General features: G+C 70.0%; 7 protein-coding genes. 3 read left to right on the top strand and 4 right to left on the bottom strand.

The genetic code is table 11. The features are described 5' to 3' along the window. The coding region (locus AUCHE_RS17035) for a hypothetical protein (protein ID WP_006504098.1) at positions 1-360 on the top strand (360 nt) is incomplete at its 5' end. 357 nt (positions 361-717) lie between these two features. Here the strand turns inward: AUCHE_RS17035 and serA are convergent. Both serA and AUCHE_RS14590 read right to left on the bottom strand, forming a co-directional pair. Then, positions 718-1,914 carry a phosphoglycerate dehydrogenase gene (gene serA / locus AUCHE_RS14595; protein ID WP_006504097.1) on the bottom strand — a complete coding sequence of 399 codons (1,197 nt, stop codon included), beginning with the start codon at positions 1,912-1,914 and terminating at the stop codon, positions 718-720. Between the two features lie 109 nt (positions 1,915-2,023). After that, positions 2,024-2,794, bottom strand: coding sequence for a trypsin-like serine protease (locus AUCHE_RS14590; protein ID WP_006504096.1), 771 nt, complete (start codon positions 2,792-2,794; stop codon positions 2,024-2,026). Positions 2,795-3,091: 297 nt separating this feature from the next. Here AUCHE_RS14590 and AUCHE_RS14585 point away from each other — a divergent pair, with 297 nt between their 5' ends. Continuing rightward, on the top strand, positions 3,092-3,418 hold the full coding sequence (locus tag AUCHE_RS14585; RefSeq protein WP_006504095.1) for a hypothetical protein: 327 nt from the start codon (positions 3,092-3,094) through the stop codon (positions 3,416-3,418). Positions 3,419-3,551: 133 nt separating this feature from the next. On the opposite strand, the gene AUCHE_RS14580 is transcribed toward AUCHE_RS14585, so the two are convergent. Next, a complete protein-coding gene (locus tag AUCHE_RS14580; protein WP_006504094.1) occupies positions 3,552-4,178 on the bottom strand; it encodes an L-threonylcarbamoyladenylate synthase in 627 nt (208 codons plus the stop codon). A gap of 151 nt (positions 4,179-4,329) precedes the next feature. Between AUCHE_RS14580 and AUCHE_RS14575 the strand changes: the two genes are divergently transcribed. Beyond that, entirely contained in the window at positions 4,330-5,268 is a 939-nt protein-coding gene (locus AUCHE_RS14575) for a helix-turn-helix domain-containing protein (protein WP_006504093.1), read from the top strand. An 18-nt stretch (positions 5,269-5,286) separates the two neighbouring features. Here AUCHE_RS14575 and AUCHE_RS14570 read toward each other — a convergent pair whose 3' ends face one another. Next, the gene (locus tag AUCHE_RS14570) at positions 5,287-7,716 is read right to left on the bottom strand and encodes a heavy metal translocating P-type ATPase (protein ID WP_006504092.1); all 2,430 of its coding nucleotides are present in this window, start codon (positions 7,714-7,716) and stop codon (positions 5,287-5,289) included.

Below are 7,716 nucleotides of genomic sequence, written 5' to 3'. Positions count from 1 at the left end.
GCCGTGGCCTTCGGTACCGGCCTCTTCGCCACGCCGGCCTTCACCGGTCGTGCCGGGGTGACGCCTGTTTTCGTCGGTCGTTCCGGAGGTTCGCCCGGCCTGGCAGGTCGTGCCGGAGGGGCGTCGGCCTGCGCGGCGGCAGCTCGCGCGGCGGCCAGCGCGGAAGCTGCCGCCGCGGCCTTCTTCGCTGCTGCCGCGGCCGGTGTCGATGCGGCCCGCTCCGTCGTCGGTTGCACCTTCTTCGCCGCCACCCGCGGATCCGGCACGGGTAGTCGTCGGATCTCCGCAGTCGACTCGGCCGGCGCGTCGGACTTCACGGTGAGCGTCGGAGGCCGTTTCAACGGCGGGACCATCCGTTGAGGAGATGCCGGCGCGGCACGCCTCGGCGGTGGCACGACGGTCCTCGGCTTCGTGGTCTTCGGTGCCGGTACCGCAGACTTCGCCGGGCCCTTCGAGGCCGGTGCGCCGGATCTCACGGTCGGTGTCGCGGGGCGCTCCTCCGCCTCGGCACCCGGGCTCGCCTCGTTGTCGGGACGGGACGGGCCCCGGTCGTTCTTCGTCATTCCGCTCCTGGTCAGACCTGCATGCGGTCCCCCTCGATCGTCTCGGGCAGACGTCGTGCCCACACGATACCGACACCTCCTGGAAAAACGGTGAGCCTACCCGCCTTCGCCGAAACCCTCGCCAGTTCCCCCGGCAAGCGACATCCGTTGCAGCTCAACCGATATGCCTCACCCGGATGGTCACCTCCGAGGCGCGCAGACCCGCCAGGACGGCGTCGGGCACCACGTCATGGGTGTCGATGACGACATACCCGAAATCGCCGTGCGTCCCGAGGAACTGCCCCTCGACGTTGACGCCGTGCTCGGCGAGCAGATTGTTGACCGTGGCCAGCACGCCCGGCACATTCCGGTGGATATAGGCCAGACGGCTCCCGCCCGGCTCCTGGCGCAGGTTCACCGGCGGAAGGTTCACCGACATCGACGTATTCCCCAGCAGCGAGTAGTCCCGCAGTTTCAAGGCCACGAAACGGCCGATGTCGACCTGGGCCTCCTCGGTCGATCCGCCGATGTGCGGGGTGAGGATGACATTCGGGACACCCTGCAGCGGCGTGGTGAAAGCATCCCCGCGGTTCTTCGGTTCCGTCGGGAAGACGTCCACCGCCGCGCCCGCGATATGGCCCGAACGGATATGCGTCGCCAGGGCCTCGTAGTCGACGACGAAACCACGGGACAGGTTCAGGAAGAGACTGCGCGGACGCATCCGCGCGAACTGCTCCTCCCCGAAGAAACCGGCATTCGCGCCACGCCCGTCGACGTGCAGGGAGACGACCTCGGCGACGTCCAACAACTCCGCCAGGCTGTTGCACCGTCGGGCATTGCCCATCGCCAACCGGTCCTCCACGTCGTAGTAGAAGACCTGCATGCCGAGCATCTCGGCGACCACCGACAGCTGGGAGCCGATGTTCCCGTAGCCGACGATGCCCAGCCTCCGACCGCGGATCTCGTGCGAACCGGTGGCCTGCTTGTCCCAGACCCCGTCGTGCAGGGCACGGTCCTTCTCGGTGAGCCGACGCGCCAACGAGATGATCTCGGCGACCGCCAGTTCGACCACCGAACGGGTGTTGGAGAAAGGCGCATTGAAGACGGCGACGCCACGGGCGGCCGCCACCGCCAGGTCGACCTGGTTCGTCCCGATGCAGAAGGCCCCGATGCTCTCCAGCTGAGGGGAGGCCGACAACACCCGCTCGGTGATGTGCGTATTGGAACGGATACCCACGGTGGTGACCCCGCGCAGCGCCGCGATCAGTTCGTCCTCGTCGAGCGAGCCACCGTGGGTGGTCACGTCGAAACCGGCACCGGTGAGGATCTCGGCGGCCAGCGAGTGCACGTTCTCCAGCAGGAGTGCCTTCATCTCCCCATTGTGGGGGGACGGGCACCCGTGGAACGAAACATCCCGACTGTCGGAATTCCCCTGGCGAACAGGGCAGCCGCCGAATCCCACCGGGTCGACCGTTCGACGGTCACCGGACCGGCGGCACCCCCGTCGTCCGGGATATCCACGACGCATTGTCCGCCGTGGTCGTGTAGAAGTTCACCGAACGACAGTCCCCGCCGAGATAGGCGCCCCACACCTTGCCCTCCCGGAGCAGCGGACCTCCGCTGTCGCCCATGCACCCGGACCCGGTGATCCGGGTCAGCACGGCCGCCTTGAGATCCGGGAAGTTGGAGGTCCCTTCGAAACGGTCCATCCGTTGGGTCCCTCGGCGCAGCCGGAGCCCCGCGTCCCCCTCGATCGACGTCGAACCCCACCCGATGACCGTGAAGACGTCGCCGCGCCGGGGAAGCCGGTCGGTCCAGGGCAGCACCGGCCCGGCAGGTTCTCCGTCGAGCTCCACCAGAGCCATGTCGCCCACCGGGGCGTACGCCGCCCGGACGATCTTCGCCCGCGGCCCCTTCCCGAAGACCACCGTGCGCGTGTCGGCGGTGTCGACCGCGATGCTGTCCCCCTCCCAGGTGGGTTCGACACAATGCCGGGCCGTCAACACCCACCGGGGAGCGACCCGCGCCCCCGTACACTGCGGATTCCCCTTCAGTCCCAGGGCGACCGCGCCGGGATTCTCCTCGACCCGACCCACCTCCTCCCCGCCGACGACCATCGTCCCGTCGCCGGAACCGGCCGGTTCGGCCGGAGCCGCCGACCCGGCGGCCGCGGGCAGCAGCAGCGAGGACAGGACCAGGGCCAGGGCGCCGGCCGTCCGACGGGAGGCGCGTGAGCAGGGGCGAGACAGCATGATGATCTCCTTGGGCAGACGTCGTTGTCGGCAGGTGGTGGGCCAGGGATCTCGACCGTCCGGAAGACGCACGGCCGCCGGTCGCCAGTTCTCCGGCGGCGCTTCCCCGACCTTAAGGAATCCGCCACGCCCCGAAGGGGACCCACGCCGAGACCGTCCTTGACAAGATCGCAGGAGCAATCCGCGAGTTCAGCTCAGATCGACCTGAAGAACGCCGATTCCGTTAAACGTCCGAGAAAAACGGCGAAAGCCCACCGCAGGCTTCCCCCGCCCCTTCCACCGCTCACGGAGATCACGATGCGCATCGAGTTCCAAGCCACCGACGGGTCCCGGGTGCGTGTACTCAATCTCTCCATCCACGACCCACGCCGGAACAACCCCCGGTACTTCGTGCTCGAGGAGAACCTCCTCGGGGAGACCACCACCCCCGACCAGCCGGGCTTCGACCGCACCCACACGACCCGCGAGGCCGTGGCCATCGCCCTGGCGAAAGCCGTCGCCCGCGACAGCGCCACCTCGGCGCTACTGGTCGCCCACCGCGACACCACCGAGGAAGGCAATGTGGTCGACCGCACCGTCTTCGCCCCCGGCGCCTGGCCGGTGCTGACCTTAGTCGACGCCTGATCCCACCCCCAGTCTCCCGCCCGTCCCAGATGTTGCCACCTCTGGAACGGGCGGGATCCCACTCACGCCGGGGCCCCGCAGCCGATCTGCTGCGGGGCCCCGTCCGTGTCCGTCCGATCCGTCGTGACGACGGTCAGTCCTCCTCGAAACGGGAGGCGTCGCCCGCGCCGTACCGGAGGATCTCGGCCACCCCGGAGGACAGGTCGACGACCGTGGTCGGTTCGGCACCGCACTCGCCGGTGTCGATCACCACGTCGACCAGGTGGTCGAGTTCGTCCTTGACCTCCCAGCCGTTCATCATCGGCTCCTCGTGGCCGGGCAGGATCAACGTGGTGGTCAGCATCGCCTCACCCAGCTCGGTGAGCAGCGCCTGGACGACCGGGGTCGGGCTGATCCGCACCCCGACGGTGTGTTTCTTCGGGTGCATCAGCCGCCGAGGGACCTCCGGGGTCGCCGGCAGCACGAAGGTGTACGGGCCGGGGGTCGCCGCCTTGACCGCACGAAAAACCGCGTTGCTGACGTGCACGAACTGCCCCAGTTGGGAGAAGTCGGCGCACATCAACGAGAAATGGTGTTTGTCGGTGAGGCGGCGGATCGACACGATGCGCTCTTTACCGGAGACCTGGTCCAGGCGGCAGCCGAGCGCGTAACCCGAATCCGTCGGGTAGGCGATCAGGCCACCTTCCCGCACGACGTCCACCGCTTGTCGGATGAGACGGTCCTGCGGGTTCACCGGGTGTATATCGAGGTAACGGGCCATCCGATCAGCGTACGCTCCGGGACGACCCGGATCATGGCCGACGGCGGGAAGCTCCCGACCTGGGCCGGGACGCCACGGGCGGGGGGTGCGTCCTCGAAGGTGGAGGCCTCGGTGTGCCACCATGATTCGAGGAAGAACCCAGGGAGGGACGATGGTTCAGGAACGCAACCGTGACTTCGCGGATGCCCTGAGGGAGGCCATCGAGTCGCGCGGTCTGAGCCTCGACCGGGTGCGCGCCCATCTGCTGTCGTACGGGCACGACGTGTCGGTGGCGACCCTGTCCTACTGGCAGACGGGGCGCAGCGCGCCGGTGCGGCATGCCTCCCTCCAGGCCTTGGGCGCCCTCGAGGTCATCCTGCAGGCCCCGCGGGGTTCGTTGGCCTCGCGGCTGCCCAGCCAACGGCACCGACGGTCGGGCGGCCGTGTCGCGACCGTGCTGCGCCACGGCCCCGAAGAAGCCGAGTGCGACCGGATCTCGGCGATGTTGGGCATCGCCTGGGACGACGGTTTCCGTCGGGTCTGTCAGGAGGAGTTCATCACCATCGGTGAGGACCGTGCGGAGAAGGAACATTCGGTGACCGATGTGATCGTCGCCGACCGGGACGGATTCGACCGGCTCCTCGTCGGCTACTACTCGGATATCCCCGGGGTGCTCCCGGTGGTCGGCGCCGGTCACGGGTGCTCCGTCGGGCGTGTGGTGAGTGTGCTCAGGGAGACGCTCACGGTCGCCGAACTGATCCTGGACCAGCCGTTGCGCGCCGAGGACCCGTACCTGTTGGAACATCACGTGTCCTACGACTCGCCCGACGTCCTGGTCCGCGACTGGCAGCGTCTGCACCTGAAGTCCATCTACTCCCACAGTGTGACGGTCTCTTTCCCGCCCGACTGTCCGCCGCAGCGTCAGGAGTTCTATGTGGGCCGTCGGGTGCCGGACCTGCCTTTCCGTCCGGTGTCCTCGCCGGCATCGGAGTTGACGATCTACACCCGGCACGACGATCCGGGCACCATCGCGGTGCGTTGGTCCTGGGACGACGACCCGGCTGAGCTGGAGCAGCCCGCCCGTCGTTTCCCGGACGGTTCGCTGAGTTGAAGTCCGGATGCGGGCGGCTCAGTGGGCCCGTCGTAGTCGCAGCGAATTACCTACGACGATCACCGAACTGCTCGCCATGAAGGCTGCGGCGATCCCGGGGTTGAGCAGGCCGGCCGCCGCCAGCGGAAGCGCGATCACGTTGTAGCCGAAAGCCCAGCCGAGGTTCTGCTTCACCACGCGCAGGGTCGCCCGGGAGACCCGTACCGCGGCGGCCGCGGCCCGAGGGTCGCCCGAGACGAGGACCAGGTCGCCGGCCTCGATGGCGACATCCGTGCCCGTGCCGATGGCCAGTCCGAGGTCGGCCTGGGTGAGCGCGGCGGCATCGTTGACCCCGTCGCCGACCATCGCGACGACCCGTCCCTGTCCCTGCAGACGACGCACCTCGTCGGTCTTGCCCTCCGGGAGGACCCCGGCGACCACCCGGTCGGGGGCGATGCCCACCTCGGCGGCGATCTGCACGGCCGCTTCGGCCCGGTCCCCGGTCAGCAGGTACGGCTCGACCCCCAGGGCACGCAGCTGGGCGACGGCGTCGGCCGCCTCGTCCTTGACCGTGTCGGACACGGCGAGGACCGCCCTGGCCCGGCCGTCCCATCCGACGGCGACCGCGGTGGCCCCTCCGGGGAGCGCAGCCACCACCTCTTCGACCCCGTCGACCGCCATCCCCCGGTCGGCCAGCCAGGCGGGACGGCCGACGAGCACCTGCCTCGCCTGTCCGTCGACGGTGACCTCGGCGGACACTCCCAGCCCGGTCGAGGCGCGGACGGCCGCCGCCTCGGGCAGGGCCAGTCCGCGTTCGCGGGCGGCGTCGACGACAGCTGCGGCGATGGGATGTTCGGAGGCCTGCTCGGCTGCGGCGGCGACGGCGAGCGCCGCGTCGCCGTCCTGTCCGTCGAGGGGGTGCACGGAGGCGAGGGACATGCGCCCGGTGGTGAGGGTGCCGGTCTTGTCGAGCAGGACGGTGTCGATCCGGCGGGTGGATTCGAGGATCTCCGGGCCTTTGATGACGATGCCGAGTTGGGCGGCTCGTCCGCTGCCGACGAGGAGTGCGGTCGGGGTGGCCAGGCCGAGGGCGCACGGGCAGGCGACGACGAGGACGGCGACGGCTGCGGTGAAGGCGGCTTGGAGGGGGCGGCCGGTCATCACCCAGGTGAGGAAGGTCGCGGCGGAGATGGCGAGGACGACGGGGACGAAGACGGCGGAGACGCGGTCGGCGAGGCGTTGGACGGGGGCTTTCCCGGCTTGGGCTTCGGCGACCATGCGGGCGATGCGGGCGAGGGTGGTGTGTTCGCCGACGCGGGTGGCTCGGACGACGAGGGCTCCGGTGCTGTTGACGGTGCCGCCGGCGACCTCGTCGCCCGGTGCGACGTCGACGGGGACGGGTTCGCCGGTGAGCATGGAGCAGTCGACGGCGGAGTGTCCTTCGACGACGGTGCCGTCGGTGGCGACGGTTTCGCCGGGGCGGACGAGGATCAGGTCGTCGAGGCGGAGGGCGGTGGCGGGGATCTGTCGGTGGTGGCGGGTGCCGTCGGGGTCGGTGTCGACGCGGGTGGCTTCTTTCGCGCCGAGGGCGAGGAGGGATCGGAGGGCGTCGCCGGCGCGGTGGCGGCTGCGGGCTTCGGCGTACCGTCCGGCGAGCAGGAAGGTGACGATCATCGCGGCGGTCTCGAAGTACAGGTGGGGGATGTCCTGGTCGTGTCCGTTGCCGTGCCCGGTGGTGGGGGTGCCGCCGATGAGTCCGCCGTCGAGGGCGGGCAGGAGGGACATGTCCATGCGCATGCCGAGTTGGCCTGCACCGCCGAGGAAGAGTGCCCACAGCGACCAGGTGGTGGAGGCGATGACGCCGAGGGAGACGAGGGTGTCCATGGTGAAGGCGCCGTGGCGGGCGGCGGCGAAGGCGCTGCGGTGGAAGGGCCAGGCGCACCAGGTGGCGATGGGGATGGTCAGGGCGGCGACGATCCACTGCCAGCCGGTGAACTGCCAGGCGGGGACCATGGAGAGCACCATGACGGGGAGGCCTCGGGTGGCGGCGACGAGGAGGCGTCGGCGTAGGTCGGCGAGGCGTTGGCGGGTGGGCGCGGAGGTGTCGTGGACGTCGGGTGCGCTGCCGGTGTCGGCGGGTTCTCCGGGGGCGGGGGGTGGTGCGGTGAGATCGCGGACGGCGAGTACGCGGGCTCCGTAGCCGGCTTTGACGACGGTGGCGACGAGTTCGTCGGCGGGGCGTTGGTGGTGCAGGGTGATGCGGGCGCTCTCGGTGGCGAGGTTGACGACGGCGGTGACTCCGTCGAGGCGGCCGAGGCGTTTCTCCACCCGCGCCACGCAGGCCGCGCAGGTCATCCCTTCGATGGCGAGGTCGACCTGTCCGACCGGCCCGGCGGGGTTTTCGGGGGCGTCGGGTGCGGTGGACGTGGTCGCTGCGGCGGCGGGGTGGCGTGGGTGGAGGTCGGTCAT

The sequence above is a fragment of the Austwickia chelonae NBRC 105200 genome, from assembly GCF_000298175.1.
In the GTDB taxonomy this organism is placed as follows: Bacteria; Actinomycetota; Actinomycetes; order Actinomycetales; family Dermatophilaceae; genus Austwickia; species Austwickia chelonae.
The sequence above is the reverse complement of the archived record's forward strand: the minus strand, read 5'-3'. Positions and strand labels throughout refer to the sequence as shown.

What these genes read in the sequence shown, in the direction of transcription:
- serA (WP_006504097.1), bottom strand. Translation starts at nt 1,914, where the DNA reads ATGAAGGCACTCCTGCTGGAGAACGTGCACTCGCTGGCCGCCGAGATC.
- AUCHE_RS14590 (WP_006504096.1), bottom strand. Translation starts at nt 2,794, where the DNA reads ATGCTGTCTCGCCCCTGCTCACGCGCCTCCCGTCGGACGGCCGGCGCC.
- AUCHE_RS14585 (WP_006504095.1), top strand. Translation starts at nt 3,092, where the DNA reads ATGCGCATCGAGTTCCAAGCCACCGACGGGTCCCGGGTGCGTGTACTC.
- AUCHE_RS14580 (WP_006504094.1), bottom strand. Translation starts at nt 4,178, where the DNA reads ATGGCCCGTTACCTCGATATACACCCGGTGAACCCGCAGGACCGTCTC.
- AUCHE_RS14575 (WP_006504093.1), top strand. Translation starts at nt 4,330, where the DNA reads ATGGTTCAGGAACGCAACCGTGACTTCGCGGATGCCCTGAGGGAGGCC.
- AUCHE_RS14570 (WP_006504092.1), bottom strand. Translation starts at nt 7,716, where the DNA reads ATGACCGACCTCCACCCACGCCACCCCGCCGCCGCAGCGACCACGTCC.